Origin of the sequence: Pseudomonas sp. NyZ480 (assembly GCF_029537255.1) — a bacterium.
Classification (GTDB): Bacteria; Pseudomonadota; Gammaproteobacteria; order Pseudomonadales; family Pseudomonadaceae; genus Aquipseudomonas; species Aquipseudomonas taiwanensis.
Window position 1 is genome coordinate 647,946 of sequence record NZ_CP120626.1, and the last position, 26,102, is coordinate 674,047.

The window sequence follows — 26,102 nt, forward strand, 5'->3', positions numbered from 1 at the left end:
CATGAGCAGCACCCTGATCGTTCAACTGGATATGCGCACCCTGTGCCAGGAAGCCAACATCACGAAGGATTACGTGATCGAGATCGTCGAGCACGGCATCGTTGAACCAAAGGGGCGAACGCCGGAAGACTGGCTGTTCGATGACCAGGCGCCGCTGTTGGCCAGGCGCGCGGTCAAGCTGCACCAGGAGCTGGATCTGGAATGGGAAGGCGTGGCCCTGGCGCTGGAACTACTGCAGGAGGTGCAGCAGTTGCGCAGTGAGAACAGTATGTTGAGGCAGCGCCTGGGCAGGTTTACCCAACTCTAGGCCGTAACGGCCGATTTCTGGCCCAGCCTCAAGGTTGCAGGGGCTGCTTTGCAGCCCTTTCGCGACGCAAGGCCGTTTGCACAGGGGAAGGCGCTTCAGCGTGGTTCAGCTCCTGGGGTCAGCAGCAACTGCATGAAGGTCAGGTCCAGCCAGCGCCCGAACTTCACTCCAACCTGCGGCATTTGCCCGGTCACCACGAACCCCAGCCGTTCATGCAGGCGCACCGACGCCGCATTGCCGCTCTCGATGGCCGCCACCATCACATGCTTGCCACAACCCCGGGCACGCTCGACCAGCGCACTCATCAGCTGCGGCCCGAGTCCTTTGCCACGCTGATCGTCGCGGATGTACACCGAGTGCTCCACGGTATGGCGAAAGCCCTCGAATGGCCGCCAGTCACCGAACGAGGAATAGCCCAGTACACCGCTGTCATCCACGGCCACCAGGATCGGATACCCCTGTTGTGCCCGGGCTTCGAACCAGGCCTGGCGGTTGGCCAGGTCGACCGGTGTTTCGTTCCAGATGGCCGTGGTGTTGCGCACCGCGTCGTTGTAGATGTCGAGGATGCCCGGCACATCGGCGGGCAGGGCGTCGCGGATTTCGTAACTCATGACAGCGTCTCGCAGGATCGATGGCTGCAGATTAAATGGTTACCAGCCCGCGCACACCTTCTGCCTGCATGTTTTCGCCACGACCCCGTTGCACGATCTCACCACGGGCCATGACCAGGTACTGGTCCGCCAGCGTCTCGGCGAAGTCGTAGAACTGTTCCACCAGCAAGATGGCCATGTCGCCGCGCGCTGCCAGGCGCCGGATCACTGCGCCGATCTCTTTGATCACCGAGGGCTGGATGCCTTCGGTGGGCTCGTCGAGGATCAGCAGGCGTGGGCGGCTGGCCAGCGCGCGGCCGATGGCCAGCTGTTGCTGCTGGCCGCCGGAGAGATCGCCCCCCCGCCGTTGTTTCATCTGTTCGAGCACTGGGAACAGCTCGTAGATGAACGCGGGCACTTCACGGGCTTCGCGGGCCGGGAAGCGCGACAGGCCCATCAGCAGGTTCTCCTCGACGGTCAGGCGCGGAAAAATCTCGCGGCCTTGGGGCACATAGGCGATACCGGCATGCACCCGTTGCTGGGGCTTGAGCGTGGTGATGGCCTTGCCTTCCCATTCGATGCTGCCTTCGCGGGCTGGCACCAGCCCCATCAAGCAGCGCAACAGGGTGGTCTTGCCCACGCCGTTGCGCCCGAGCAGGCAGGTGACCTCGCCGACCTTGGCCTCGAAGGACAAGCCTCGGAGGATGTGGCTGCCGCCGTAGAACTGGTGCAGGGAGTCGATTTTCAGCATGTGAGAATTCCTGAAATGGTTGCAGTGCTCATGCCAGCCGCTTTGCGGGTAAACCACGAAGAGGCTGGCACAGCCACCGGAGAATCATCGGCCCAGATACACCTCGACCACCCGCTCATTGGCCTGCACCTGCTCCAGCGATCCCTCCGCCAGCACACTGCCCTGGTGCAACACCGTCACATGGTCGGCAATGCTGCCGACAAACCCCATGTCATGTTCCACCACCATTAGCGAGTGCTTGCCGGCCAGACCCTTGAACAGTTCGGCGGTGAACTCGGTCTCGGCATCGGTCATGCCGGCCACCGGCTCGTCCAGCAACAGCAATTGCGGCTCCTGCACCAGCAGCATGCCGATCTCCAGGAACTGCTTCTGGCCATGGGACAGCAACCCTGCCTGGCGCTGAGCCAAGGGCAGCAGGCGCAAGGTGCTGAGCACCTCTTCGATGCGCTGGTGCTGTTCGCCGCTCAAGCGCGCCGCGAGGCTGGCCCAGACCGATTTGTCGGTCTTGAGCGCCAGCTCCAGGTTCTCGAACACCGTCAGCGCCTCGAACACCGTCGGCTTTTGGAACTTGCGGCCGATCCCGGCCTGGGCGATCTGGTACTCGCTCATGCGGGTCAGGTCGAGGGTGTCGCCGAAGTAGGCACTGCCGGTGTCCGGACGGGTCTTGCCGGTGATCACGTCCATCATCGTGGTCTTGCCCGCCCCGTTGGGGCCGATGATGCACCGCAACTCGCCGACGCCAATGTAGAGGTTCAGCGCGTTGAGGGCCTTGAAGCCATCGAAGCTCACGCTGATGTCTTCCAGGCTCAGCACCGTGCCGTGGCGGGTATCCAGGCCGGCCTTGCGACGCTGGCCCAGGCCGATGGCGTCACGGCTGGGGCCGAGGTTGTCGAAAACCGGTTCGAGCATGAACTCCGGATGCACAGGGGGGACGCCTTTCATGGCTGGCTCCTTTTTTTCAACAGGCCGACCACCCCCTTGGGCAGGTAAAGGGTGACGAGGATGAACAGCGCGCCGAGGAAGAACAGCCAGAATTCCGGGAATGCCACGGTGAACCAGCTCTTCATGCCATTGACCAGGCCGGCGCCGAGCAACGGGCCGATCAGCGTGCCACGGCCACCCAGGGCGACCCATACCGCGGCTTCGATGGAGTTGGTCGGCGACATCTCGCTGGGGTTGATGATGCCTACCTGGGGCACGTACAAGGCGCCGGCCAGGCCGCATAGAACCGCGCTGAGCACCCACACCAGCAGCTTGAACCCGCGCGGGTCGTAACCGCAGAACATCAGGCGGTTCTCGGCATCGCGCACGGCGGTGAGCAAGCGTCCGAACTTGCTCTGGGTCAGACGCCAGCACAGGTACAGGCTCGCCAGCAGCAGGCCGACCGTCAGCAGGAACAGAACCGCCCGGGTGCCCTGGGCGGCGATGTCGAAGCCCAGGATGGTGCGGAAGCTGGTGAACCCGTTGTTGCCACCGAAGCCCGTCTCGTTGCGGAAGAACAGCAGCATGCCGGCGAAGGTCAGCGCTTGGGTCATGATCGAAAAATACACGCCCTTGATCCGCGAACGGAAGGCGAAGAAACCGAACACCAGCGCCAGCAGCCCAGGTGCCAGCACTACCAGGCATAGCGCCCAGGCGAAGTGCTGGGTTCCAGCCCAGTACCAGGGCAGCTCGTTCCACGACAGGAACGTCATGAACCCAGGCAAGCCGTCGCCAGCGGCCTGGCGCATCAGGTACATGCCCATGGCGTAGCCCCCCAGGGCGAAGAACAGGCCATGACCAAGGGACAGCAAGCCGGCATACCCCCACACCAGGTCCAGTGCCAGCGCGACGATGGCATAGCAGAGGATCTTGCCGACCAGCGTCAGTGTGTAGGCCGAGACCTGCAGGGCGTTGTCCGCCGGCAGCAGTGACAGCAGTGGCAGGGCCACCAGCACCAGCACGACGAGGGCACCGATGGCCAGGGTCAGGCGTGGCCCGGCCTTTTGCGAAGCGGTAACAAGCAGAGGCTGGTTCATCAGTCGATTACCCGTCCCTTGAGGGCGAACAGGCCTTGCGGGCGTTTCTGGATGAACAGAATGATCAACGCAAGGATGAGGATCTTGCCGAGTACCGCGCCAATCTGCGGCTCCAGCAGCTTGTTGGCGATGCCCAGGCCAAAGGCTGCCCAGAGGCTGCCGGCGAGCTGGCCGACACCGCCGAGCACCACCACCAGGAACGAATCGATGATGTAGCTCTGGCCCAGGTCCGGGCCAACGTTGCCGACCTGGCTCAAGGCCACGCCGCCGAGCCCCGCAATACCAGAGCCGAGGCCGAAGGCGAGCATGTCGACGCGCCCGGTGGAAACGCCGCAGCAGGCCGCCATGTTGCGGTTCTGGGTCACGGCACGCACGTTCAGCCCCAGTCGGGTGCGGTTGAGCAGCAGCCAGGTGAGCAGTACCACCGCCAGGGCGAAGCCGATGATCACCAGGCGGTTGTATGGCAGCACCAGGTTAGGCAGCACCTGGATGCCACCGGACAACCATGCCGGGTTGCTCACTTCGACGTTCTGCGCGCCGAAGATCAGACGAATGGCCTGGATCAGGATCAGGCTGATGCCCCAGGTCGCCAACAGGGTTTCCAGCGGCCGGCCGTAGAGGTGGCGGATGACGGTACGTTCCAGCGCCATGCCGACCCCGGCGCTGACAGCGAAGGCCACAGGCAAAGCGATCAGTGGATAGAACTCGATGGCGCCCGGTGCATAGCGTTGCAGCAGCACCTGGACCATGTAGGTGCTGTAGGCGCCCAGCATCAACATCTCGCCGTGGGCCATGTTGATCACCCCGAGCAGGCCGAAGGTGATCGCCAGGCCCAGGGCGGCCAGCAGCAGGATCGAGCCCAGGGACAGCCCGCTGAAGGCCTGGCCGAGCAATTCGCCTGCCAGCAGCTTGCGTTTGACCTGGGCCAGGCTGGTTTCGGCCGCGGTACGCACGCCGGGGTCGCGTTCGGCGTCAGGTTGCAACAGCGCTTCCAGCCGGGTACGGGCCAGGGGGTCGCCGGTTTCGCCGAGCAGGCGCACGGCTGCCAGGCGCACGGCCGGTTCGCTGGCGCCTAATTGCAGGTTGGCCAGTGCCAGGCCGAGCGCGGCATGCACGGCGGCGTCCTGCTCGCTGGCGAAGCGCCGGTCGAGAAAGGCCATTTGCGCCGGTTGTGCGCTTTTCTGCAGTTGCTGGGCGGCGGTCAGACGCGTGTCGCGGTTGTCGCTCAGCAGTTGGTGGCTGGCCAGGGCGTTGTCGATCAGCCCGCGCAGGCGGTTGTTGAGGCGGACTTTGCGGCTATCACCTTCGGCGATGCGGCCCTGACGAAGGTTTTCCAGCAGCGCAAGACGCGCGGCATCGGGTTGCGCCGCCCAGCCTTCGAGCAGGCGAGCCTGCTCGGCGGGCTTGGCGGTGAGGAAGAATTCGCCCTCGTTGGCCTGGGTTGCCAAGGGCATCAGCAGGAGCAGGGTGAGCAGCAGTCTGAGCATGCGGGTAATCCTGGAAATCGGCGGTGGATTCTTCGCGGGTCAACCCGCTCCCACAGGTACGCTGCACAGTTTGAATAGGGTGCGGTCTCTGTGGACGCTGGGTTACCCGCGAATGGGCCGCAAAGCGGCCCCAATGCACTCAGTTACCTTTCACCGCGTAGTCCGGCCGCTTCTCATTGCCCGGAATGAACGGGCTCCACGGCTGTGCACGCAGCGGCTGCTCGGTTTCCCACACCACGCTGAATTGCCCGTCATCCTGGATCTCGCCGATCATCACGGGCTTGTGCAGGTGGTGGTTGGTCTTGTCCATGGTCAGGGTGAAGCCCGACGGTGCCTTGAAGGTCTGCCCGGCCAGGGCTTCGCGGACCTTGTCGACATCGGTCGACTTGGCCTTCTCGGCAGCCTGTGCCCACATGTGGATGCCCACGTAAGTGGCCTCCATCGGGTCGTTTGTCACTGCCTTGTCGGCGCCTGGCAGGTTCTTGGCCTTGGCATAGGCTTTCCAGTCGGCGACGAACTTCTGGTTGACTGGGTTATCCACCGACTCGAAGTAGTTCCACGCGGCCAGGTGGCCCACCAGTGGCTTGGTGTCGATACCGCGCAGCTCTTCCTCACCCACCGAGAAGGCCACCACCGGCACGTCGGTGGCCTTCAGGCCCTGGTTGGCCAGTTCCTTGTAGAACGGCACGTTGGAGTCGCCGTTGACGGTGGAAATGACCGCAGTCTTGCCACCGGCGGAGAACTTCTTGATGTTGGCGACGATGGTCTGGTAGTCGCTGTGGCCGAACGGCGTGTAGACCTCTTCGATGTCTTTGTCCGCCACGCCCTTGCTGTGCAGGAAGGCGCGCAGGATCTTGTTGGTGGTACGTGGGTAGACATAGTCGGTACCCAGCAGGAAGAAGCGCTTGGCGCTGCCGCCGTCCTCGCTCATCAGGTATTCCACGGCCGGGATGGCCTGCTGGTTCGGCGCGGCGCCAGTGTAGAACACGTTGGGCGACATCTCTTCACCCTCGTACTGCACCGGGTAGAACAGCAGGCCATTGAGCTCCTCGAACACCGGCAGCACAGACTTGCGCGACACCGAAGTCCAGCAGCCAAACACCACGGCGACCTTGTCCTGGGTCAGCAGTTGGCGGCTCTTTTCGGCGAACAGCGGCCAGTTGGAGGCCGGGTCGACCACCACCGGCTCGAGCATCTTGCCGTTGACCCCGCCCTTGGCGTTGATCTCGTCGATGGTCATCAGCGCCATGTCCTTGAGCGATGTCTCGGAAATCGCCATGGTCCCGGACAAAGAATGCAGGATGCCGACCTTGATGGTTTCGGCGGCCTGGATGCTCCAGCTCAGGCCCATCGCCGCGAGCGATGCGCTGAGGGTAAAGGCCTTGATCAGACTGCGACGCTTCATGTGCTCTCTCCGCTGAGTTTTTTATGGTGTTGGGCAAGCGGGGAGGGGCGTTGCAAGGGGTGTGCCTAGTGGCAGAAGGTGCACAATAGAGGGGTTGTGCGAGGTATTAGGGCGTGAAGTGGATCCGATTTGGTGCCTGCGCTTTTGGCGTGCACAGGATTGGGGCCGCGTAGCAGCCCCAAGGGTTGTATCAGCTGTTGGACGCTTCACTCACGGCTGCACGCGGATGCCGCTTGCTGCGTACGAACTGATAGGTCACCGCCAGCAGCAGGAACCAGATCGGCGTCACCACCAGCGCAGAGCGGGTGTCCGCTTCCAGGCTCAGCAGCACCAGGATGAACGCGAAGAACGCCAGGCAGACGTAGCACATGAAACGACCGCCAGGCATCTTGTAGATCGAAGCCTGGTGCAGCGCCGCGCGGTGCTTGCGGTACTTCAGGTATGACAGCAGGATCAGCGTCCACACGAACATGAACAGCACCGCCGACACGGTGGTCACCAGGGTGAATGCCTCGATCACGTTGGGTACCAGGTAGATCAACACTGCCCCGAGCAGCAGGCAGGTGCAGGAGAAGTACAGGCCGTTGGCCGGCACCGAGCGGCTCGACAATTTCTCGAATGCCTTGGGTGCATCGCCTTCCTGGGACAGGCCATAGAGCATGCGGCTGGTGGAGAACACGCCGCTGTTGGCGGACGACGCTGCCGAGGTCAGCACCACGAAGTTGATGATGCTTGCCGCCGCCGGCAAACCCGCCAGCACGAACAGCTCGACGAACGGGCTCTTGCCCGGCACCACCTCGCGCCATGGGGTCACGGCCATGATCGCGACCAGCGCCAGGACATAGAACACGATGATCCGCACCGGGATCGAGTTGATCGCCCGTGGCAGGGTGCGCTCTGGGTTCTTCGCTTCAGCAGCGGTGGTACCGACCAGCTCGATGCCGACGAAGGCGAACACGGCAATCTGGAAGCCTGCGAAGAAGCCCATCAGGCCATTGGGGAACATGCCGCCGTCGTTCCACAGATTGGCCAGTTGCGCGGTATGGCCGCTAGGTGCGTTGAAACCGGTCACGACCATGTACAGGCCGGTGGCGACCAGGCCGAGGATGGCGACGATCTTGATCAGGGCGAACCAGAACTCGAGTTCACCGAACATTTTCACGGTCACCAGGTTCAGCGACAGCAGCACCGCCACGCAGGTCAGCGCGGGTATCCACTGCGGCAGTTCGGGGAACCAGAACTGGGTGTATGCGGCGATGGCGACCACGTCGGCAATGCCGGTGACTACCCAGCAGAACCAGTAGGTCCAACCCGTGAAGTAGCCCGCCCATGGGCCGAGCAGGTCGGCAGAGAAGTCGATGAACGACTTGTAGTTGAGGTTCGACAGCAGCAGCTCGCCCATGGCGCGCATGACGAAGAACAGCATGAAGCCGATGATCATGTAGACGAAGATGATCGAAGGGCCTGCCAGGCTGATGGTCTTGCCCGAGCCCATGAACAGGCCGGTGCCGATCGCGCCGCCAATGGCGATCAGTTGGATGTGGCGGTTGGTGAGGTTGCGTTGCAGGTGCTGATCTTCAGCAGGAGGAGATGAGGTCCGGGTCATGGGCTGCATTCCATCGAGAGTCGGTCTTCTTTTCAGAGGTAGCCGGCTAGGCTAACACGCTCGTTCCAGATGTGTGCGTGACAGATCGACTCGTTTTTTGGGTGGCAGCCTGTGTCCCGCGGCGGCCCTTTCGCGGGAAAACCCGCGAAAGGGCCGGCACCTATCGAGATTCAGGCATTGGCCAACGCCCGGTGGCGCCGCAGCACCAGGCTGTCCACCCCCCACATCACGACCATCGACACTCCCACCAGCGGGAACATCACCCCGAGCACCAGCATCACTGCCACCGCCGTCTTCCAGCGCGGCAGGTCATGGCGCAGTGGCGGCACGCCCAGGCCACCTGCTGGCCGGCGCTTCCACCACATCACCAGGCCGCTGACCGAACCCAGCAGAATCATCAGGCACACCAGCAGGATGATGATCTGGTTCAGTGCCCCGAACATCTTGCCTTCATGCAGCATCACACCCAGTTCGGTGGTCTTGGCCACCGGGCTGTAGTCGTGCCAGCGCACGTCGGCCAGAACCTTGCCGCTGTACTGATCCACGTGCAGGGTGGCATCGTTGCGCGGATCGTCGGCGAACACCGAGACGGTGAATACGCCTTCGGCCGTGGTCGGTAGCGTGATGCTGTAGCCGGGTTCGACCTGGCGGGCGGTGGCGATGTCCTCGACCTGCTGCACGCTCACTTGGGGCGCCGCTGGCGCGTTGGACATCATGTGATGCCCAGCATGTTCGGCATGGGCACCGGATTGTGGCATTGGGGTGTTCTCCATGGCCCAGGGCACGGTCTGGCGATGGGCGCTGTTGAGTTCACGCGCTTGCTGGTCCGACTTGGGCACGTCGTTCCACATGGCCGCCGGGAAGCGGTTCCACAGATCGGCGTACTGCTTGCCCCACAGCCCGGTCCAGGTCATGCCGCTGAGCAGCATCATCAGCAACAGCGCCGAGCCCCAGAAGCCGCTTACTGCGTGCAGGTCGCGCCACAACACGCGGCCACGGGCAGACAGCCTGGGCCACAACACGCCGCCACCGCTGCGCCCTCGCGGCCACCACAGGTACAGGCCAGACACCACCAGCACGATACCCCAGCCGGCAGCCAGCTCGACCAGCCTGTCGCCGACCGTGCCGACCATCAGCTCGCCGTGCAGGGCCCGGGCGATAGCCTGCAGGTTCTGCTTGGCGTCCTGGTCGCCGAGGATCTTGCCGGTATAGGGGTCAACGAAGACGTTGAGCTCGCGAGCGCCCTCGTGCACCACGAACTGCGCACTGCGCTCGGCATCGACGGGCGGCAGGTACTGGCCCACGTGCCCCTGTGGATAGGCCTGGCGCACTTCGGCCAACAGGGTGTCGGCACCCTGTCGCTGCGTACCGGCTTCGACCACCATCAGGTCGCGGTACATCAAAGGATCGAGCTGTGGCTTGAACAGGTAGATGATCCCGGTGATCGCCAACAGAATCATGAAGGGCGCGACGAACAGCCCCGCATAGAAATGCCAACGCCAGGCCAGGTTGTAGAAAGAAATGCGTGTTCCGCTCATGGGAGCCTCCTGTCTTGACCTGCTGATGGGCGCGCCCGAAGCCGCGCCCGTTGTTATTGTCAGAAGCTGAAATCGACCTTGGTCCAGAAGGTCCTGCCTGGCTCGTTCACCGGCTGTGGATCACTGGCCGGGTAGCCGAACCCGGCATTCCCTGCCAGGTTCAGGTGCTCGGCGTAGGCCTTGTCGAACAGGTTGTCGACCCCCGCGCTGAGCTTGAGGTTGTGGCTCACCTTGTAGGCGCCGTTGAGCGAGAACACGCCGAAGCCCGCGCTTTTCTGATAGTCCTTGCCCACCACGTTGCCCTGGTTCTCGGCGATACGGTTCTGTTCGGCGACCAGGCGCCAGAGGGCGCCGACGCTCCAGGTGTCGCGGCTGTAGGTCAGGCCCAGGCGGCTCTCCAGCGGTGGCATTTGCGGCAGTGCCTTGCCGTCGCTGCTGTTCTTGCCCCAGGCGTAGGCCAGGGTGGCGTCGGCCTTCCAGTTTTCGGTCAGCTTGTAGGCCGCCCCCAGTTCGCCGCCCATGATGCGGGCGTCGATGTTCTGTGCCTGGGTACTGCTCATGCCCATCATGCCGGTGCGATAGTCGAACAGGATGTAGTCGCGTACCTGCCCGATATATCCCGAGGCCCAGGCTTCCAGGCGCTCGTCGCGGTACTGGATGCCAACGTCGAGCTGGGTGGTTTTCTCAGGCTTGATGCTGTCGAAGGCATTGGTCGAGCCGGTTGGGCCCTGGTCCGGGGAGAACAGCTCCCAATAATCGGGGAAGCGCTGGGCATGGCCGAGACCGATGTAGGTGGTGGCTGGCAACGCCGCCAGGTCGTGCTCGTAGCGAACGAAGCCGCTGGGAAGGGTGTCGGCACGGGTGTTGCCCTGGGTGGCGCTGTCCTCGCGAAAGTCCCTGGCTGAGGCACGGTCCAGGCGCAGGCCGGTGACCAGGCGGTCTTCGCCGGTGGCGTACCAGGTGAGTTCGCCGAAGGCGCCATAGTTGTGGAAGTCGGCGTCCTTGTCCCAGGGTTTGTCCTTGTAGGTGTCCACGCCCATTGCGCTGCGCGCGCGGTGCTCGTTGGTCTGCGCGTCGATGCCGCTGATCAGTTGCACATCGGCCCAGCGCCAGGTGGCCTTGATCCGTGCCCCCAGCGTGCGGCGTTCGACAGCGGCGGCCATCGGCCCGGCCATCATGCCGGTGCCTGACGGAGTACGCAGGCTGTAGTTGTCCATCACATGGTCGGCGTAGTTGTAGTAGACCTGCGCCTCGATTTTGTCGAGCACCTCGCCCAGGTTGGATTTCTCGAAGCGCAGGCCTAGGCTCTCGCGCTTGAACTGCGAACCATCCATGCCCCGCCCGGCGTAGCGTGCCTCGCCGTCGCCCTTGCCGGCGGTAAGCTCCAGCAGGGTGTCCTGATCTGGCGTCCAGCCAAGGGTCACATCGCCGTTCCATTTGTCCCAGCGAGACGGCACGGTGTCGCCATTGCCGTCCTTGTAGTCGTCCGAGCGTGACTGGTTACCGACGAAGCGAGCGTAACCGAGACTGTTGCCAGCCGCGGCGTCGAGGACCTTGTCGAAGCGGCCGTTGGAGCCGGCCAGTAGGCTGGCGTTGACGCGGCTGCCGAGGGTGCCGAAGCGTTCCGGATCGCGTTCGAAGAGAATGGTGCCAGCCGAGCCCCCGGGGCCCCAGATCACGCTTTGCGGGCCTTTGATGACGGTGAGGCGGTCGTAGGTTTCCGGCGAAATGTAGGAGGTCGGCGCGTCCATCCGGTTGGGGCAAGCGCCGAGCATCACGCCGCCGTTGGTGAGGATGTTCAGGCGTGAGCCGAACATGCCGCGCAGTACGGGGTCGCCATTGGTGCCGCCGGCGCGGATCGCCGAGAAGCCGGGAATGGTCTTGAGGTAGTCGGCACCATCGCTGGCCGGCACCGGTTGGCGAGGGTCTTTCGGATGGGTGACGACGGTCAGCGGCGAGCTTGGCGCTACGGCGGTGATCACCGTCGGGCTCAGTTCCGCTTCATGGCCTTCATGGCCGGTATCGGCGGCCAAGGCCATGGGGGCGAGCAACGAGCCGCACAGTGCGGCGAGGGTCCCGCAGACGGCGGGAGTGAATACAGGGGTGCAGCCGGACATAATGATTCCAGTCGATCAGTCATGAGTAAGCGCGAAGCCTCCTGGCTCCGGGCGATATCGGGGGTTCAGACGCTGATCGAAAGGGGCGGCGCGCGGCTGCGTGCGCCGGGGAACACGGCCTGCCGGGCATGGCCCTGGCGCGTGGGTGCAAGGATGAAGGTGGAGGGCGCTGTGCTGGCTACGCTGAGCGGGCTAAGGGTTTGCGGCAGGGCGGGGCAGTTGAACAGCAGGCTGCAATAGCCGCATTTTTCCCACATCACATGCAACTGGCCATCGTTGCCCATGCCGTGATGTGTATCGCCGCCATGCTGATGGGCAGCCGCCATTGGCATGTCCATCGGCATGCTCATGCCGGCGTGGTGATCCATCGGCATCGACTGGGAAATCAGCGGGCCGATGAAGATCATCCACATGGCGAACAGGCTCAGCCAACCGCCACCGACGCGCCTGCGTTCAGGGCGGGTGGTACGGCTGAGGCTGTTACGTGGCAGGCTCATGGTGGCGAGCGCCTGTCAGCTGGCGTCAGTGCGCGTGTTCGTGGGCCTGCGGCTGGTCCGTCGGTGGCTGCTTCTGCACGGCCACATCGACGGTGATGTCGCCGGCCTTCTCGAAGTGCAGGGTCAATGGAAAGCGCTTGCCGTCGCTGAGCAGGCTGCGTTCTTTCGGTTGCATCAGCATCACGTGGTAGGCGCCAGGGGCGAAGGTCAGGTCCTTGCCCGCAGGTACCGTTACGCTTGGCACCTGCTGCATCTTCATGGTGCCGCCGCTGGTCTGGGCGTGCTCGTGGAGTTGCGCATCATCGCTGATCGGGCTGTCGACGCCGAGCAGGCGATCGTCGGCCTTGCCATTGTTGTGGACGACGAAATAGGCCGCGACGTTGGGGGCGTTCGGCGGTAGCGCCAGCGACCAGGGGTGGGCGATGTGCAGGTCGCCTACGGTGTACTCGTGGGCATTGGCGTAGGCGCCAGGCAGCAGCAGGGCAGCCAGCATGAGGGTGCGTTCGAGCATGGGCATGTCTCCGTTCTGATCGGGTTCGAAGCGAAAGCGTGATGAACTCAGACCAGGGGAGAGGCTCGGGGGTTGAGCGCGGGCCAAAGCTGGCGGGGCGTAGGTTGGTACGCGGCAAGCTGAGGCGCGAGCCCGGCAAGCACGGTGGGCGGATTGTGCAATTGCGGCGGATAGCCCGGCAGGGCAAGCAAGGGCGCGGCGCCCGAACAGCACCAGCAGTGCTGCATGTTGGAGTGGTCGTCGCTTTGCGTACCCAGGTCGATCTTGGCCAGGGCCTGGACATCGACCTTGGCCTTGCCCGCCATGCTGGAACAGAAAGCCCCCCACAGCAGCTGCTCAGCAGGGCCCTTGGGCGCAGCAGAGGACAGCGGCATGGCCAGCAGGTTGAACAGCACTGCAAGGCAGGCTATCCAGGCGATGTGCCGACGTGGGGGCATGGAGAGATCCGGTCAGGAATCGTGGTGGCTATTGTACGGCGGAGTATAGGTAAAAATGGCGGGGTGCGGTGAAGTGACGCAGTACCTCTGGACGCTTCGCTTCGATCCGCTGACCGAATCCAGCTTCGACGCCGCACAGCTAACGCTGAAAGTCTTCGCCCACCTGGCTTTCCGGCTGGCCGCGCTTCGGCAGATCCGCCGCGCGGTCCGTGCTTGGCAAGCCCAATGCCTCAAGCAGCGTGCTTGCCGAGTGGAATTCGCGCTCTGCCTTCGGCAACGGCGGGCGTTTCAGGACCAGTACCGGCACCCCCCGTTCCCGCGCCACTTCCAGCTTTGGCTCGGTGGCCACGCTGCCGCTGTTCTTGCTGACCAGTACATCGATGTCCCGACGATCGAACAACGCTCGCTCACCGGCGATGTCGAACGGCCCGCGTGCGCCGATCACCTCGCAGCGCGCATTGCCTGGGCAGGCCTCTAGGGCGCGGAGTGTCCAGAACTGGCCAGCCGGTATCTCGTCCAGATGTTGCAAGGGCTCGCGGCCCAAGGTGAACAGCGGGCGGCGGAAAGGGGCGAGAGCCTGGATCAGGTCCGCCCAGTTTTCCACCTCGCGCCAGTCATCGCCAGGCTGAGGCTGCCAGGCCGGGCGGCGCAGGGCCCAGCACGGGGTGCTGGTGGCGCGGGCGGCGCTTGCCGCGTTCTGGCTGATCTGTGCGGCATAGGGATGGGTGGCGTCGATCAGCAGGGTAATGCCTGCTTCGCGCAGGTAGCGCGCCAGTCCCTCGGCTCCCCCGAAGCCGCCGACGCGCACCTGGCAAGTCAGGTCCTGGGGCACACGGCCTATACCGGCCAAGCTGTAGACGTGCTCGGGGCCCAGTCGACGGGCGATGGCCAGGGCCTCGGTGACGCCACCGAGCAGCAGGATGCGTCCGCTCATAAGGTACCCGCGCGGCCTACGATGCCGCCTTGCCGGTCGATGGCGATCACTTCCATTCGCACCTGCGCGGGCACCACGCTGCGGGCAAAGGCCAGGGCGTGGTCACACACTGCATCACCCAGGGCTATGCCTTGGGCATGGGCCAGGGCCAGCGCCTGCTGGCTGGTGTTGGCGGCGACGATGGCGGTTTGCAGTGCCGGGTCGGCACCGATGTCCGCCGCCCAGCCGGCCAGTTGCGGCAGGTTGATGCTCGAATGGCGGCTGTGCAGGTCCATGTGCCCGGCCGCCAGCTTGCTGATCTTGCCGAAGCCGCCACACAAGGTCACCTGGGCTACCGGCACTTTGCGCAGGTGCTTGAGCACCGCGCCGACGAAGTCGCCCATCTCGATCAAGGCGATTTCCGGCAGGCCGTAGACGCGGCGTATGGTGTCCTCGCTGGCATTGCCGGTGCAGGCGGCGATGTGGGTGTATCCGTTGGTATGGGCGACGTCGATGCCTTGGTGAATCGAGGCAATGTAGGCGGAGCACGAAAACGGCCGGACGATGCCGCTGGTGCCGAGAATCGACAAGCCCCCCAGGATGCCCAGCCGTGGGTTCATGGTCTTGAGCGCCAGCTGTTCGCCGTCGCGCACGTTGACCGTGACCTCGAAGCCCCCAGCGTAGGCACAGTCGCTGGCAAGTTGTTGCAGGTGCTCGCTGATCATGCGCCGCGGCACCGGGTTGATCGCAGGTTCGCCTACCGCCAGTACCAGCCCAGGTCGCGTGACCGTGCCGACGCCTTTACCCGCGACGAAGCGGATGCCTGGCTCCGCCAGTAAACGCACCTGGGTGTAGAGCAACGCCCCATGGGTGACGTCCGGATCGTCGCCTGCATCCTTCAGGGTACCGGCTTCAGCGCCTTGGTCATTGCGCCGGCAAAACTCCAGGCGCATCTGCACCACTTTGCCCTTGGGCAAGGTAATGCTCACCGCATCATGGCACTCACCGGTCAGCAACAGGCGCGCCGCCGCCAGGCTGGTGGCCGTGGCGCAGCTGCCGGTGGTCAGGCCGCTGCGCAGGGGGGCTGGTTGTTCTTGGGTTTCTTCACGCATCGGCAGGCTTCACCACGTCGAGCAGGGTGATTGGCAGGGCTTGGCGCCAGGTGTCGAAGCGGCCCAGAGGTTGCGCCTGGGCGATGTGGATACGCGTCAGTTCGCCACCGTGCTGTTCGCGGAAGTGGGCCAGGGCCAACTCGCTTTGCAGGGTCACGGCGTTGGCGACCAAGCGCCCACCAGGCCGCAGACGCTCCCAGCACAGCGGCAATACGCCCTCACGGGTGACGCCGCCGCCGATGAAGATCGCGTCGGGGCGCTCCAGTGCCTGCAGGGCGTCGGGTGCCTTGCCACGGATCAACTGCAGCCCAGGCACGCCCAGCGCGTCGCGGTTATGTTCGATGAAGCCTTGCCGCCCTTCGTCGGCTTCGATGGCCAGTGCCCGACAGGCAGGATGCGTGCGCATCCACTCGATGCCAATCGAGCCGCACCCCGCGCCCACGTCCCACAGCAGCTCGCCCGGCTGCGGTGCCAGGCGGGCCAGGGTGATGGCGCGGACATCGCGTTTGGTCAGTTGGCCGTCATGGCGAAAAGCCCCGTCGGGCAGCCCGGCGACCCGAGGCAGGCGCAACGCATGCGGGGTCGAGATGCACTCGATGGCGACCAGGTTGAGTGCGGCAACCTGTGCATCAGGCCAGTCTTCGGCCGTCGCTGACAAGCGACGTTCCTCGACGCCACCCAGATGCTCGAAGACTTGCACGCGGCTGGGGCCGAAACCCCGCTCGCGCAGCAAAGCAGCGATGGCACCGGGGCTGCTGCCGTCATTGCTCAGGACCAGCAGGCGCACACCGCTGTGCAGATGAGCGTTCAGCGTTGCCAGGGGCCGGCCGACGACCGACACCACCTGCACCTCCTGCAATGGCCAGCCGAGGCGGGCGGCGGCCAGGGCACAGGACGAGGGCATCGATAGCACCTGCATCTCGTCGGCGGGGAGCTGTCGCGCCAGGCTGGCGCCGACGCCGTAGAACATGGGGTCGCCGCTGGCCAGCACGCACACCGGCTCGCCGCGCAGGGCCAGCACCGGGGCCAGGGAGAAGGGGGCAGGCCATGGCTGGCGCTCGCCAGGCACGCAGCGTGGCAGCAGGGCCAACTGGCGCGGGCTGCCGATGATCCGCGAAGCGCTCAGCAGGGCGCGCCGGGCGTGCTTGCCCAGACCGCTGAATCCGTCTTCGCCGATACCTACTACTGTCAGCCAGGGGGCCATGGGTTCCTCTTCACTATTTTCGGGGTTGTGCACCGACCCCAAACCACGTCACAAGACCACCGGCTTTTCATGCCGCCGGACAAAGCAGGCATAATACCGCGCCTTCTACACTCAAGCGCATTTTCGCAGATTGCCGGACGCCCCATTGAAGCAGCCCAACGCCCCCGAAGTTTCACCCCGTCCCTCGGCTTGTCCGGGGTTGTGGCGCATCGTCAGTGCGCTTGACGGTGGAATCTGCCGGATCAAGTTGCCCGGTGGCCTGCTGCTGGCCGACCAGGCCGAAGCCGTTGCGGCGGCGGCCGAGCGTTATGCCGGTGGTGTGATCGAGGCGACCAACCGGGGCAACCTGCAGATTCGCGGCATTGGCCGCGATCCGAGCGGCTTGATCGACAGCCTGCTGGCTGCCGGGCTCGGCCCGCGCGAGGCCGCTGGCGACGATGTGCGCAACGTCATGCTCAGCCCTCTGGCCGGGCATGACCCGGCAATGTTGCTGGATGTGCGACCCTTGGCGCTGGAGATCCTCCAGATGCTGGAAAGCACCCCGCGCCTGCATCAGCTCTCCGCCAAGTTCGCCGTGCAGCTCGATGGCGGCGAGGGCCTGGCCATGCTTGAGCATCCACACGACCTGTGGCTGTCGGCCGTGCGCCTGGAGCATCGCACCTGGTTGGCGTTTGGCCTGGCGGGCAGCCTGGTCGATGGGCAAGTGCTGGGCGCCGTGCCGGTGGCGCAGGGCTTGGCCCTGGTGCGTGCCGTGCTGGAGCGCTTCCTCGACCTGGCCAGCCCCGAGCAGTCGCGTATGCGTCAATTGCTGAAAAGCTGCACGCCCCAGGCGTTCATCGATGGGCTCGGACTGGATATCCGCCACGATGCCGCCGTGCTGAGCTGGAGGCGGACAGGCCGCGCCAGTCCCCGGCTGGGCGTTCTACCCCAGGCCCAAGGCATTGCCCTGGGCGTTGCACCGCCGCTGGGGCGACTGACACCCCACATGCTGCGCGGCGCCGCAGAGGTTGCCCGCGAAATGGGCGATGGCAGCCTGCGCATGAGCCCTTGGCAAAGCCTGGTGCTGACCAGTATCGCTGCCGACCGCAGCGATCAGGCGCTGGCGGCACTCGCAGCCACCGGCCTGTTGTGCGACAGCCAGGCTCCCCTGGCCCGAATCACCGCCTGCACCGGTGCCAGTGGCTGCGCCAAGGCCCAGGCCGAAACCAAGGCCGATGCCGTTGCCCTGGCCTCGCTGTTGCGCCCAGGCGCTCCTGGCAGCGTGCATTTGTCTGGCTGCCCGCGATCCTGCGCCATGGCCCACGTCGCCCCAGCCACGCTGCTGGCCCGCTCGCCGGGCCGTTATGACCTTTACCTGCGCGATGCGCGCCTGCCGGGCTTCGGTGCCCTGCGCGCCGCCAACCTCACCTTGAACGAAGCAGGCGCCATGCTCGACCTGCCGACGGAGCACCTTGATGATTGACTACATCCGCGATGGTCAGGAGATCTATCGCAATTCCTTCCGGATCATCCGTGAGGAGGCCCGGCTCGAGCGGATTCCCGCAGATCTCGAAAAGCTCGCCGTGCGGGTGATTCATGCCTGTGGCATGGTCGACGCCATCGATGGCCTGCAGTTCTCCGAAGGCGCGGGCCGCGCCGGGCGCCAGGCCCTGGCCAACGGTGCGCCGATCCTGTGTGACGCGCACATGGTGGCCGAAGGCATCACCCGTGCGCGCCTGCCGGCCAACAACCAGGTGATCTGCACCCTGCGCGACCCAAGCGTGCCGGGCCTGGCCAAGGATGCCGGTAATACCCGCTCTGCCGTGGCGCTGGAGCTGTGGCGGCCTTACCTTGAGGGCAGCGTGGTGGTGATCGGCAACGCGCCGACCGCCTTGTTCTATCTGCTGGAGATGCTCGACGCTGGTGCACCGAAGCCTGCGTTGATCCTCGGTTTCCCGGTCGGCTTCGTCGGTGCCGCCGAATCCAAGGCGATGCTTGCCGCCGACAGTCGTGGCGTGCCGTTCGTGATCATGCAGGGCCGCCTGGGCGGCAGTGCGATGGCCGCCGCCGCGGTCAACGCCCTGGCCACGGAGGTGGAGTGATGACGCCGCGCGGACGTCTGCTGGGCCTGGGCGTGGGCCCTGGCGACCCTGAACTGATCACCGTCAAGGCGCTGCGGCTGCTGCGCGAGTCGCCCGTGGTTGGCTACTTCGTGGCCAAGGGGAAGCGTGGCAATGCCTTCGGCATCATCGAGGCGCACCTGCAACCTGAGCAGACCTTGCTGCCGCTGGTGTACCCGGTGACCACCGAAGCCTTGCCAGCACCCTTGTCCTACGAGCAGGTGATCAGCGATTTCTACGACGAAGCCAGCGTACAGGTGGCCGAGCACCTGGATGCCGGCCGTGACGTGGCGGTGATCTGCGAGGGCGACCCGTTCTTCTATGGCTCGTACATGTATCTGCACGACCGGCTGGCCGAGCGCTACGACACCGAAGTGATTCCGGGGGTGTGCTCGATGCTAGGGGGGGCTTCGGTGCTGGGTGCTCCCCTGGTGTACCGCAACCAGAGCCTGTCGGTACTGTCTGGCGTGTTGCCGGCCGAAGCGCTCAAGCGCCGCCTGGCCGACGCCGACGCAGCGGTGATCATGAAGCTTGGCCGCAACTTCCCCAAGGTGCGCGAGGTGCTGGCTGAACTGGGCCTGGACGGTCGTGCGCTGTATGTCGAGCGCGCGACCATGGCCAATCAGAAGATCGTGCCGCTGGATGAGGTCGATCCGCAGTCGTCGCCGTACTTCTCGTTGATTATCGTGCCGGGTGAAAAATGGCAGGGATGAACATGCACAAGGCGCCTGCGATCATCCTTCTGGGCCCTGGCAGCCTGGCCACGGCGCAGCGGATCAAGGGGCTTTACCCAGGTGCTGCGATCCATGGCCTGAGCGGGCGGGTCGAAGGCACCGACCATAGCTATGCGTCGTTTGGCGACACCTTGCGTGGTTTGTACCAGCAGGACACGCCGATCATCGCGCTGTGCGCGGCCGGCATCGTCATTCGCAGCCTGGCCAGCATGCTCACGGAGAAAGGCGTCGAGCCGCCCGTGCTGGCGGTCGCCGAGGATGGCAGTGCGGTGGTGCCACTGCTGGGCGGTCTGGCCGGGGTCAATGTCATGGCCCGCGAGATTGGCGAGGCACTGGGTGTGCCTGCGGCGATCACCACCAGCGGCGAGTTGCGATTCGGCACCTGCCTGTTGAACCCACCCGAGGGGTATGCGCTGGCGGACATCGAGCAGGGCAAGCGTTTCGTTTCGGACCTGCTGGCTGGCGAGACGGTACGTGTCGAAGGCGATGCCCCGTGGCTTGCGCAGGTTCAGCTGCCGGCCAGTGAGTCCGCGCAGCGCATCATTCACGTAGGGTGCGAGGCGCGTCCGGCCAGCCGTGATGAATTACTGATCCACGCCCGCTCGGTAGTGGTCGCCATCGAGTCCGTTGGGCCGGCTCTGGTCGAGCAGGTGCGTGCTGCCTTGGGTGCCGCGGGCATCGCCGAGCCGTCACTGGCCTGCTTGCTGGTGGCCGAGCAGGCCATGGCAGAGCCGTCCCTGCATGAGGCCGCGCAGACGCTCGGCGTTGCGCTGCGCTTCGCCCCGAGGGTGTCCGGCCTGGCGGACCTGGCGAGTGCTGCCTTGCCTGGAGCACGCCTGATCGAACAAGGCGGTGTGGTCATCGCGTTGGCCCCGTCGCCCGTGGATGTCACCCGGGTCGGCCGCCCCCGTGGCCGCCTTGCGGTCATAGGACTGGGGCCTGGCGCCGCCGAATTGATGGTTCCCGCGGTCAAGGCTGAACTGGCCCGCGCCCAGGATGTGCTTGGCTACGAGACCTATGTGCGCATGGCCGGCCCCTTCCGTGGCGACCAGATTCTGCATTGCACCGACAACCGCGAAGAGATGCAGCGTGCTCGCCACGCCTTCGAACTGGCCGCCCAGGGGCGCTCGGTGGTGGTGGTGTCGTCGGGCGACCCAGGGGTATTCGCCATGGCTGCCGCCGTACTGGAAGCCCTGCACGAATCGACCGACCCGGCCTGGCATCGCGTGGACCTGGAGATCCTGCCGGGTGTGTCCGCTTCGTTGGCCACTGCCGCGCAGGCTGGCGCGCCGTTGGGGCACGACTTCTGCGTGATGTCACTGTCGGACAACCTAAAGCCCTGGTCGATCATCGAGCGACGTCTGGACCTGGCGGCGCAGGCCGACCTTGTCCTGGCGTTCTACAACCCCATCTCGCGCTCGCGACCTTGGCAGTTGGGGCGTGCCCTGGAGATCGTGCGTCAGCATCGGGAGGGGAACACGCCTGTAGTCCTCGGTCGCGACGTTGGTAGGCCCGGGCAGACGCTCAAGGTCGTACCTTTGGCCGAACTGGTGCCAGAAATGGTCGACATGCGCACCATGGTATTGATCGGATCCTCCACCACCTGCACCTTCGAGCGTGCGGACGGGGGGCTGTGGACCTACACCCCGCGCTGGTACGGCAGCAAACCGTAAGCGGTTGGAACAGCTGCCGTCGAGGAAGCATTTCAGGCAGGGCAAGGTGTCTGGCGATCGGTAGGTTTGTGGGTGGGCCGCAAGGGCTCACCCCCCCTATCACGGAGATCCGCCACATGACCGCCACCCGCGAGAAACAGACACTTCAACTGCTCGCCGACGAAAACCTGTTCGTGTTCAGCGACAACGTCACCGAGCTCGTTCGCGAAGCCAGTCGCGACAGCCATGCCCTGGCCACCCAGGCCGCCAACAAGAAATATCACCCCACCAAGGAGGTGGAGGCCTGGTTCGAAGAATACCTGCGGATCATGGGGGCGACGGGTTGGACGGCACTCAAGTACGAAGTCAACAAGGTTACGGAGTCCGGGTCGTACGTCGAGATGAGCAACCTGTTCTACCAGGGGCTTCAGTCTGCATACGGGTCGGCGACCGGCGATATCAGGCAAAGCCTCAAGGACCTGGGTGGCGCCGTCATGGAGGCGCTTCAGGACAGCAAGATCATCAAGCTCCTGGGTACCCGCACGCGTGAAGACGACCGGGTGAGCATCAGCCTGTGCAAGTGCGCTCAATCGGAAAGTGGTGAGGTGGTCATGTTGGTCTGCGCCCTGCAGAACGATGAACTTCCCGACAGGAAAGGCGAAACCCTGCTGGGCAAATGGGAGCACCGTGGCGCCACGACCTATGCCTGCGCCGCTTCGCTGAGCTTCAGCCGCCGCCGTTACAACAATGCCCGCGAACTGATCGAGCTGAAACTCGATGCCAAGGCGCGTGAAGTGCTGGCTGAACTCAAACTCGACTGATCTGCGGGGCGGGACATCGGGACTGGCTTTCCGATGTCCCGCCCGGTATGCGACCTGGAGGTACTGGAAGATGTCTGACCTGAACCCTGTATCGTTATGCGGCACGGTTGTCGAAAGCAGCATCATGCCGTTTTCTTCCGATGTCAGCCGTGAGGCGCGAGAGGACATTCTGTTGGTGGTCCGCTTTGCACACCGTGTGGCGACGGAGGAGAAGGAGGAACCGCTGTGTCTGGACTGGTTTACCAACTACCGGCGCAAACTGTGTTTTCTTGGATGGGATGCGACGCCTGCGCCTATCGTAAGACACCCAGGCCCAAGCCGAGAGCGGATACTGGAACGGGCATTGTCGCGAATCGGGCAAGTGGGTAGGCCGGAGCACCTGGCTGTCGCGGAACGGTCCATCCTGGCATTGCAGCGCGATCCGACGTTGATCAAGCGCTTCGAAACGCGGATGAGAGAGCAGAACAAGACCCAGATTCAGCTGATGCCTTGTGTGCGCAGAGCGGGTGACGTCTACGACATGGTGCTGTTCCACATGGAGATGCTCGAACTGGACAGCTACAAGAACCTCTTGTTCGCCAAGGGGGAGTTGAAAATGGCACTTCATGCACACAGTGCCGAATTGATACGGTTCAACCTGCGTTTGTTCAGGGACCAGCACAAGCAGTTGGTCTTGTCGCGGGTGCTGTCCAAGGATCGCCAGCTTATCGAGGACTTGAAGCTCTAGGGCAACAGATAACCTTTGATTCCTGTAAAGATGATCTGCGCCGCAAGGGCGCAGACGAACAGCCCCATCAGGCGACTGACGATCTGCAAGCCCTGGTCACCCAGAATCCGCTCGATGCTGTTGGAGAGGTACAACACCAGGCCGACGGTGAAACTGGCCAGGGCGATGCTGACGATGGCCAGCAGCTTGTCGTCCCAATGCGGTTGGCCCACGCCCATCACCAGCAAGGCACCGATGGTGCCGGGGCCAACGGTCAGGGGGATGGTCAGTGGCACGATGGTCACGTCTTGTTGCACGTTGTCGGCCTGCACCGCCGGCTTGCCCTGGGCCATGCCCAATGCCGAGATGAACAGCACGCTGCCGGCGCCGATGCGGAAGGCGTCGGCCGTGATGCCGAACACCCCGAAGATCACCCGCCCGAACAGGTACAGCAGCACGCTGGCGACCAGCGCGGCGAAGGCCACGCGCCATGCCAGTTGCTTGCGTTCCTTGCTGGAATAGCCGCGGGTCAGACCGATAAAGCACGACAGCACGAAGAATGGGCTGTAGAGCACGAGCATCTTCAGGTAGACGCTGAACAACTCATGGAGCATGGCAAGGTCCATGGCAGGAAGGGTGTGGGGAGTGTATCAGCGCCCCCATCGCCCGTGTAGGCGCGACAGGCCCTGCACATCACGAGGTATGCGCAGTATCCGCCTGGGCCTCACGGTTGTTCGCCCAGTACTGGATCAGCTCGCGCAATTGCGAGAGCTCCACCGGCTTGGCCATGTGCCCGTCCATGCCAGCGAGGCGCGCACGCTCTTTGTGCTCGGCCAGAATATGCGCGGTCAATGCCACCACCGGCGTGCGCTGGCGTTGGTTGGCGGCCTCCCACGCGCGCAGTTGCTGCGTCGCGGAGAACCCGTCCAGTACCGGCATCTCGCAGTCCATCAAGACCAGGTCGTAGCGCTGTGCCTTCATGGCTTGCAGGGCTTCTTCGCCGTTACTGGCGGTATCTGGCTCCAGGTCCAGCTTGCCGAGCATACCTCGGATCACCTTGGTCGAGATGCTGTTGTCCTCGGCCACCAACACGCGGAAATCGCGGGGCAGCTCAAGTGCTGGCGCCGCGCCGGGCATCGGTATGGACACGGCCTGTTCGCGGCCGCGTTGCGCCAGTTCCTCGGCCAGGGTGGTCTTGAGCGTGTAGCCCGCCACGGGCTTGGCCAGGATTCGCTTGACCCCGGCATTGCGGGCAATGACCTTGCTCGGTGCATTGCTGATGCCGGTGAGCATCACCACCAGGATGTCGTGGTTCAGGCTCGGGTCTTCCTTGATCTTGGCGGCCAGCTGCATGCCGGTCATGCCAGGCATGTTCTGGTCCAGCAGCACAGCGTCGAAGTAGTCGCGCAGGTGCGCCTTGGTGCGCAGCAGGGCCAGCGCCTCCTTGCCCGAAGGCACGGCGCTGACATTCATGCCCCAGGCGCTGCATTGCTGCACCAGGACCTTGCGGCAGGTGTCATTGTCGTCGACCACCAGCACCCGGGCATCGCGCAGCGGGCCGTCGAGGTCGGTGGGCGGTTGTTCGAGTCGCGAAGGGTCCAGCGGCAAGGTCAGCCACAGGGTGTTACCCATGTTGGTGCTGCTCTTGATGCCGAACTCGCCCTGCATCATGCCGATCAGCTGCTTGGCGATGACCAGGCCCAGGTGGCCGCCCAGCTTGTTGCTCGACAGGAAGTGATGACTGTGCAGCTCGGCCTGCAGCAGGGCTTCGCGCTCTGCGGCCGGCAGTGGCTCGCCGCTGTCCTGTACGGCGATGCGCAAGCGTGGTGCCTCGCCGCGCTGGTCCAGCGCCACCACCAGCAGGATCTCGCCCTGGTCGGTGTTCTTCAGGGCATTCTCCAGCAGGCTCGACAGTGCCTGGCGCAGGCGGGTCGGGTCGCCGCTGATGACGCGTGGCACCTGCGGCTGGGTGAAGCTGATCAGCTCGATGTTCTGCTGTTCGGCCTTGGCCCTGAAGATGTTCAGGCAGTCTTCGATCAAGGCATTGAGGTCGAACTGCACATCGTCCAGCTCGATCTGCCGCGACTCGAGCTTGGAAAGGTCGAGAATCTCGTTGATCAGGGTCAGCAGTTCGTTGCCGGCGCTGTGGATGGTCTGCACGTAGTCGCGCTGCTTGACCGACAGCGGCGTGCCGAGCAGCAGCTCGGTCATGCCCAGCACGCCGTTCATGGGGGTGCGGATCTCGTGGCTGATCTTGGCCAGGAACTCGGCCTTGGCATTGATTTCGGCATCGCTGGCAGCCAGCGCGCGGCTGGCGCTGAAGCGTTCCTCGCTCATCCGGCGCAGGCGTTCGCTGACGGCCAGGTTGAGGAGCAACCCGCTGGCCACGGTCATGGCCATGAGGATGCACAGCAGCCAGGGGGTCGAGGTGCGGGTCAGCCCGAGCAGTGCCGGAAGCAGTACCAGGCCGCAGAGGTTGTAGATCACCATGGCGAGACTGAACAGGCGCGCTGGCCCATAACCCTTGTACCAGTGGTAGCTGCTCACCAGCAGCATGCTTACGCTGCCCAGCGACAGCAGCGCATAGGTCATCAGGTTCAGCGGCAGGGTATCGACGAACAGCAGGACCAGGCCGCTGACCGCCGTGACCAGTATCTCGCCCTGCAACAAGCGGTTGAGCCGTGGCGAGCTGCAGGGGGAAAAGAAATGCTGGGTGAAGTACAGCCCGGCCAGCCCTGCCAGGACCAGGGTCAGGTAGGCCGCCGGCGTCTGCGCGCTATGCCACAAATGCCACCATGGGCCGCTGAGGTTCAGCAGAATCAGGCCGCTGAGCAGCATCAGGCCGTGATACAGGGCCAGCACCAGGGTGGTGCTGGAGCGGGTGTAGAGGAAGCGGATCAGGTTGTGCAGGATGAGCATCACCAAACCGCCGAACAGCATGCCGAACAGCAAGGGCTGAGCCTGGTCGGAGGCTGCTACCGCGGCGGGCTCCAGGCTGATGGCCGGGCGCAGCTGGTGCTCGGAGACCAGGCGCAGGTAAATATCCAGCGGCTGCTGGCGGTTGGGCAGAGGTAAGACATGGTCGCTGCCGCGCAGGGTCGGGCTGGCGTTGCCGGCCTGGGGGCCATGGTGCAGCTGACGGAGCAATTGGTCGCCGTCGAGGGCGTAGAGGTCGAGGCGTGAGAGGTCCGGGGCGAACACCCGCAGCAGTTGTTCCTGGTCGCCAGGCTCCAGCCGGTAGTGCAGCCACAGGGCCTGTTCCGCGGGCGCGGCATCCAGGTCGCCGAGAGCGATGGGGCTGAACTGGCTGCGGTAGCGATCGGAGCGCACATCGCTCAATTGCAGGTTGGCCTGTTCATCGAGCAGAACCGACCAGCCTCCGCCTTGTTCGGCCGAAGCCGGAAGCAGGCAGAGCAAGGTCAGCAAGCTGACGATCAGGGCTGTGGCAATCCGAAGCCGACGCACGACGAAATCCCTTCTTAGCTGATGTGCCGGGTATTAACTATGCGCGGCGCGCCAAGTCGAAGGCAAGGCCTTGGCCAGAGCCTGTCGACGAGCCGAAGGCCGTGGGCGCAGGGCACCACGGCGATTCGGTAA

24 protein-coding genes are annotated in these 26,102 nt (G+C 64.6%); 7 read left to right on the plus strand and 17 right to left on the minus strand.

The window, feature by feature from the left end:
* The first annotated feature begins 1 nt into the window (after position 1).
* Positions 2–307: a chaperone modulator CbpM gene (locus tag P3R38_RS02870; RefSeq protein ID WP_023378516.1), complete on the plus strand. Its 306-nt coding sequence runs from the start codon at positions 2–4 to the stop codon at positions 305–307.
* A 95-nt stretch (positions 308–402) separates the two neighbouring features.
* Here the strand turns inward: P3R38_RS02870 and P3R38_RS02875 are convergent, their stop codons facing one another.
* The 15 genes from P3R38_RS02875 to cbiE form a co-directional block, all read right to left on the minus strand.
* Positions 403–918 carry a GNAT family N-acetyltransferase gene (locus tag P3R38_RS02875; RefSeq protein WP_023378518.1) on the minus strand — a complete coding sequence of 172 codons (516 nt, stop codon included), beginning with the start codon at positions 916–918 and terminating at the stop codon, positions 403–405.
* Positions 919–949: 31 nt separating this feature from the next.
* Positions 950–1,648, minus strand: coding sequence for an urea ABC transporter ATP-binding subunit UrtE (gene urtE, locus P3R38_RS02880; protein WP_277686807.1), 699 nt, complete (start codon positions 1,646–1,648; stop codon positions 950–952).
* 84 nt (positions 1,649–1,732) lie between these two features.
* A complete protein-coding gene (gene urtD / locus P3R38_RS02885) occupies positions 1,733–2,557 on the minus strand; it encodes an urea ABC transporter ATP-binding protein UrtD (RefSeq protein ID WP_277687193.1) in 825 nt (274 codons plus the stop codon).
* A 29-nt stretch (positions 2,558–2,586) separates the two neighbouring features.
* Positions 2,587–3,666 carry an urea ABC transporter permease subunit UrtC gene (gene urtC / locus P3R38_RS02890; protein WP_023378522.1) on the minus strand — a complete coding sequence of 360 codons (1,080 nt, stop codon included), beginning with the start codon at positions 3,664–3,666 and terminating at the stop codon, positions 2,587–2,589.
* Positions 3,666–5,120, minus strand: a complete 1,455-nt coding sequence (gene urtB, locus P3R38_RS02895) for an urea ABC transporter permease subunit UrtB (RefSeq protein ID WP_238346405.1) — start codon at positions 5,118–5,120, stop codon at positions 3,666–3,668. The genes urtC and urtB overlap by 1 nt, the downstream gene beginning before the upstream one ends.
* A 172-nt stretch (positions 5,121–5,292) precedes the next feature.
* The gene (gene urtA / locus P3R38_RS02900; RefSeq protein WP_023378524.1) at positions 5,293–6,558 is read right to left on the minus strand and encodes an urea ABC transporter substrate-binding protein; all 1,266 of its coding nucleotides are present in this window, start codon (positions 6,556–6,558) and stop codon (positions 5,293–5,295) included.
* A gap of 190 nt (positions 6,559–6,748) precedes the next feature.
* Positions 6,749–8,164 (minus strand): D-serine/D-alanine/glycine transporter, encoded by a 1,416-nt coding sequence (gene cycA / locus P3R38_RS02905; RefSeq protein WP_023378525.1) that lies wholly within the window; start codon positions 8,162–8,164, stop codon positions 6,749–6,751.
* Positions 8,165–8,334: 170 nt separating this feature from the next.
* Positions 8,335–9,702 (minus strand): PepSY domain-containing protein, encoded by a 1,368-nt coding sequence (locus P3R38_RS02910; protein ID WP_023378526.1) that lies wholly within the window; start codon positions 9,700–9,702, stop codon positions 8,335–8,337.
* A gap of 59 nt (positions 9,703–9,761) precedes the next feature.
* A complete protein-coding gene (locus P3R38_RS02915) occupies positions 9,762–11,819 on the minus strand; it encodes a TonB-dependent copper receptor (RefSeq protein WP_027907982.1) in 2,058 nt (685 codons plus the stop codon).
* A 65-nt stretch (positions 11,820–11,884) separates the two neighbouring features.
* Positions 11,885–12,316, minus strand: coding sequence for a DUF2946 domain-containing protein (locus P3R38_RS02920; RefSeq protein ID WP_277686808.1), 432 nt, complete (start codon positions 12,314–12,316; stop codon positions 11,885–11,887).
* A gap of 25 nt (positions 12,317–12,341) precedes the next feature.
* A complete protein-coding gene (locus P3R38_RS02925) occupies positions 12,342–12,827 on the minus strand; it encodes a copper chaperone PCu(A)C (RefSeq protein ID WP_023378529.1) in 486 nt (161 codons plus the stop codon).
* Positions 12,828–12,874: 47 nt separating this feature from the next.
* A complete protein-coding gene (locus P3R38_RS02930; protein ID WP_023378530.1) occupies positions 12,875–13,264 on the minus strand; it encodes a DUF2946 domain-containing protein in 390 nt (129 codons plus the stop codon).
* A 139-nt stretch (positions 13,265–13,403) separates the two neighbouring features.
* The gene (locus P3R38_RS02935; protein WP_081669743.1) at positions 13,404–14,198 is read right to left on the minus strand and encodes a cobalt-precorrin-6A reductase; all 795 of its coding nucleotides are present in this window, start codon (positions 14,196–14,198) and stop codon (positions 13,404–13,406) included.
* Positions 14,195–15,289: a cobalt-precorrin-5B (C(1))-methyltransferase gene (locus P3R38_RS02940; protein ID WP_277686809.1), complete on the minus strand. Its 1,095-nt coding sequence runs from the start codon at positions 15,287–15,289 to the stop codon at positions 14,195–14,197. The genes P3R38_RS02935 and P3R38_RS02940 overlap by 4 nt, the downstream gene beginning before the upstream one ends.
* Entirely contained in the window at positions 15,282–16,493 is a 1,212-nt protein-coding gene (gene cbiE / locus P3R38_RS02945; RefSeq protein WP_277686810.1) for a precorrin-6y C5,15-methyltransferase (decarboxylating) subunit CbiE, read from the minus strand. The genes P3R38_RS02940 and cbiE overlap by 8 nt, the downstream gene beginning before the upstream one ends.
* A 130-nt stretch (positions 16,494–16,623) precedes the next feature.
* Here cbiE and cobG point away from each other — a divergent pair, with 130 nt between their 5' ends.
* From cobG to P3R38_RS02975, 6 genes are all read left to right on the plus strand, one after another.
* Positions 16,624–17,955, plus strand: coding sequence for a precorrin-3B synthase (cobG, locus tag P3R38_RS02950; RefSeq protein WP_027907984.1), 1,332 nt, complete (start codon positions 16,624–16,626; stop codon positions 17,953–17,955).
* On the plus strand, positions 17,948–18,574 hold the full coding sequence (locus P3R38_RS02955; RefSeq protein WP_023378535.1) for a precorrin-8X methylmutase: 627 nt from the start codon (positions 17,948–17,950) through the stop codon (positions 18,572–18,574). Before cobG ends, P3R38_RS02955 begins: the two co-directional genes overlap by 8 nt.
* Positions 18,574–19,305 (plus strand): precorrin-2 C(20)-methyltransferase, encoded by a 732-nt coding sequence (locus P3R38_RS02960; RefSeq protein WP_177429830.1) that lies wholly within the window; start codon positions 18,574–18,576, stop codon positions 19,303–19,305. Before P3R38_RS02955 ends, P3R38_RS02960 begins: the two co-directional genes overlap by 1 nt.
* Positions 19,293–20,999: a precorrin-3B C(17)-methyltransferase gene (cobJ, locus tag P3R38_RS02965; protein WP_277686811.1), complete on the plus strand. Its 1,707-nt coding sequence runs from the start codon at positions 19,293–19,295 to the stop codon at positions 20,997–20,999. Before P3R38_RS02960 ends, cobJ begins: the two co-directional genes overlap by 13 nt.
* Before the next feature lie 116 nt (positions 21,000–21,115).
* Positions 21,116–21,799: a hypothetical protein gene (locus P3R38_RS02970; RefSeq protein WP_023378538.1), complete on the plus strand. Its 684-nt coding sequence runs from the start codon at positions 21,116–21,118 to the stop codon at positions 21,797–21,799.
* Positions 21,800–21,869: 70 nt separating this feature from the next.
* Entirely contained in the window at positions 21,870–22,526 is a 657-nt protein-coding gene (locus P3R38_RS02975; protein ID WP_023378539.1) for a hypothetical protein, read from the plus strand.
* Here the strand turns inward: P3R38_RS02975 and P3R38_RS02980 are convergent.
* Both P3R38_RS02980 and P3R38_RS02985 read right to left on the minus strand, forming a co-directional pair.
* A complete protein-coding gene (locus tag P3R38_RS02980) occupies positions 22,523–23,119 on the minus strand; it encodes a MarC family protein (RefSeq protein WP_023378540.1) in 597 nt (198 codons plus the stop codon). The two genes, P3R38_RS02975 and P3R38_RS02980, sit on opposite strands and share 4 nt — an antisense overlap.
* A 79-nt stretch (positions 23,120–23,198) precedes the next feature.
* The gene (locus P3R38_RS02985) at positions 23,199–25,970 is read right to left on the minus strand and encodes a hybrid sensor histidine kinase/response regulator (RefSeq protein ID WP_277686813.1); all 2,772 of its coding nucleotides are present in this window, start codon (positions 25,968–25,970) and stop codon (positions 23,199–23,201) included.
* Positions 25,971–26,102 lie beyond the last annotated feature (132 nt).

Coding starts and splice junctions, on each gene's coding strand:
- cobJ (WP_277686811.1), top strand. CDS start 19,293: ATGGCAGGGATGAACATGCACAAGGCGCCTGCGATCATCCTTCTGGGC.
- P3R38_RS02960 (WP_177429830.1), top strand. CDS start 18,574: ATGACGCCGCGCGGACGTCTGCTGGGCCTGGGCGTGGGCCCTGGCGAC.
- P3R38_RS02920 (WP_277686808.1), bottom strand. CDS start 12,316: ATGAGCCTGCCACGTAACAGCCTCAGCCGTACCACCCGCCCTGAACGC.
- P3R38_RS02970 (WP_023378538.1), top strand. CDS start 21,116: ATGACCGCCACCCGCGAGAAACAGACACTTCAACTGCTCGCCGACGAA.
- urtB (WP_238346405.1), bottom strand. CDS start 5,120: ATGCCCTTGGCAACCCAGGCCAACGAGGGCGAATTCTTCCTCACCGCC.
- P3R38_RS02925 (WP_023378529.1), bottom strand. CDS start 12,827: ATGCTCGAACGCACCCTCATGCTGGCTGCCCTGCTGCTGCCTGGCGCC.
- P3R38_RS02980 (WP_023378540.1), bottom strand. CDS start 23,119: ATGCTCCATGAGTTGTTCAGCGTCTACCTGAAGATGCTCGTGCTCTAC.
- P3R38_RS02975 (WP_023378539.1), top strand. CDS start 21,870: ATGTCTGACCTGAACCCTGTATCGTTATGCGGCACGGTTGTCGAAAGC.
- urtA (WP_023378524.1), bottom strand. CDS start 6,558: ATGAAGCGTCGCAGTCTGATCAAGGCCTTTACCCTCAGCGCATCGCTC.
- P3R38_RS02940 (WP_277686809.1), bottom strand. CDS start 15,289: ATGCGTGAAGAAACCCAAGAACAACCAGCCCCCCTGCGCAGCGGCCTG.
- P3R38_RS02875 (WP_023378518.1), bottom strand. CDS start 918: ATGAGTTACGAAATCCGCGACGCCCTGCCCGCCGATGTGCCGGGCATC.
- P3R38_RS02935 (WP_081669743.1), bottom strand. CDS start 14,198: ATGAGCGGACGCATCCTGCTGCTCGGTGGCGTCACCGAGGCCCTGGCC.
- P3R38_RS02910 (WP_023378526.1), bottom strand. CDS start 9,702: ATGAGCGGAACACGCATTTCTTTCTACAACCTGGCCTGGCGTTGGCAT.
- cycA (WP_023378525.1), bottom strand. CDS start 8,164: ATGACCCGGACCTCATCTCCTCCTGCTGAAGATCAGCACCTGCAACGC.
- P3R38_RS02955 (WP_023378535.1), top strand. CDS start 17,948: ATGATTGACTACATCCGCGATGGTCAGGAGATCTATCGCAATTCCTTC.
- P3R38_RS02930 (WP_023378530.1), bottom strand. CDS start 13,264: ATGCCCCCACGTCGGCACATCGCCTGGATAGCCTGCCTTGCAGTGCTG.
- urtD (WP_277687193.1), bottom strand. CDS start 2,557: ATGCTCGAACCGGTTTTCGACAACCTCGGCCCCAGCCGTGACGCCATC.
- urtE (WP_277686807.1), bottom strand. CDS start 1,648: ATGCTGAAAATCGACTCCCTGCACCAGTTCTACGGCGGCAGCCACATC.
- urtC (WP_023378522.1), bottom strand. CDS start 3,666: ATGAACCAGCCTCTGCTTGTTACCGCTTCGCAAAAGGCCGGGCCACGC.
- cbiE (WP_277686810.1), bottom strand. CDS start 16,493: ATGGCCCCCTGGCTGACAGTAGTAGGTATCGGCGAAGACGGATTCAGC.
- P3R38_RS02870 (WP_023378516.1), top strand. CDS start 2: ATGAGCAGCACCCTGATCGTTCAACTGGATATGCGCACCCTGTGCCAG.
- P3R38_RS02915 (WP_027907982.1), bottom strand. CDS start 11,819: ATGTCCGGCTGCACCCCTGTATTCACTCCCGCCGTCTGCGGGACCCTC.